Origin of the sequence: Gemmiger formicilis, assembly GCF_016900095.1 — a bacterium.
GTDB classification, from domain to species: Bacteria; Bacillota; Clostridia; order Oscillospirales; family Ruminococcaceae; genus Gemmiger; species Gemmiger formicilis_A.
The window spans coordinates 1-925 of the sequence record NZ_JACJJP010000076.1; the positions used below are offsets into that span (position 1 = coordinate 1).

Here is a 925-nt window from a genome sequence, read left to right on the forward strand (position 1 = left end):
GGGGTGGGAGTAGGAGTAGGCTCCGGGGTCGGAGTGGGAGTGGGCTCCGGCGTGGGAGTGGGCTCCGGCGTCGGGGTCGGCGTGGGTTCTGCCGTGGGCTCCACACTGGGGGCCGGGCTGGCTGTCTCCTCATTCAGCGGCGCCGGGCTGGCGGTTTCCTCGCTCAGCAGCGCGGGAGAGGAGGCACTTTCCTCAGCCAGGGGCAGGATGGTCGCCGTGCCGCTGGTGCCCAAGGCCCGGATGGACACGCTGCCCGGCTGTACCGACGCGGTGCGGGCACCGCTGTCCCGGATGGCGCCGGTCAGTTCCTTGGTGGTCTCGTCGTAGGTAGGCTTGTACCGGCTGACCGAGCCGTCTTTCATCATCAGGTAACCGTCGCTGCTCAGGGTGGCGGTGTACACCGTCCTGGTGCCCGTCTCCTCGGAAGTGCTTTCCTGGTAGGTCACGGTATCGGTGATTTCCTCCGCAATGGGAGCGCCGCTGCCCTGACCGTAGGCCGAGTCTTCCTGGCTTTCGTTCACCTGGGTGGACTGCACGATCTTATCCTTGACCGCCGCAATATCCGCCTTGTAGACGACCTTTTCGTTCACCGTCACGGTCTGGGCGTCGGGCAGGATATACCCTTCCACCGGGGAAACGGCCACGGTGTAGTCGCCGGGGTCCACATCCTCCGCCAGGGCGGTGCCGGTGGCGGTATCCAGTTCATATGTAGCCTCTTTGCCGTCCTTGTCGGTGATCAGCACGTTTGCCGCCACGCTGGTCAGGGGGGCGCGCTCTGCCTCCACCGCGTCGTCCCCTTCGGTCTGGGACTGGGTGGTGCCTTCGGGCCAGGTCAGGGCGTACAGCTGCACGCCAATATCCTGCTGCACCACCGTGACTTCCATCTCAATCTGGGGCTGAGGGGTGGGCTCCGGCGTGGGGGTGG

Annotated in this window: 1 protein-coding gene; it reads right to left on the reverse strand. The window is 66.3% G+C overall.

Annotation, left to right across the window (positions count from 1 at the left end; genetic code table 11):
• The coding region (locus H6B15_RS15255) for a hypothetical protein (protein WP_345942009.1) at positions 1–925 on the reverse strand (925 nt) is incomplete at both ends.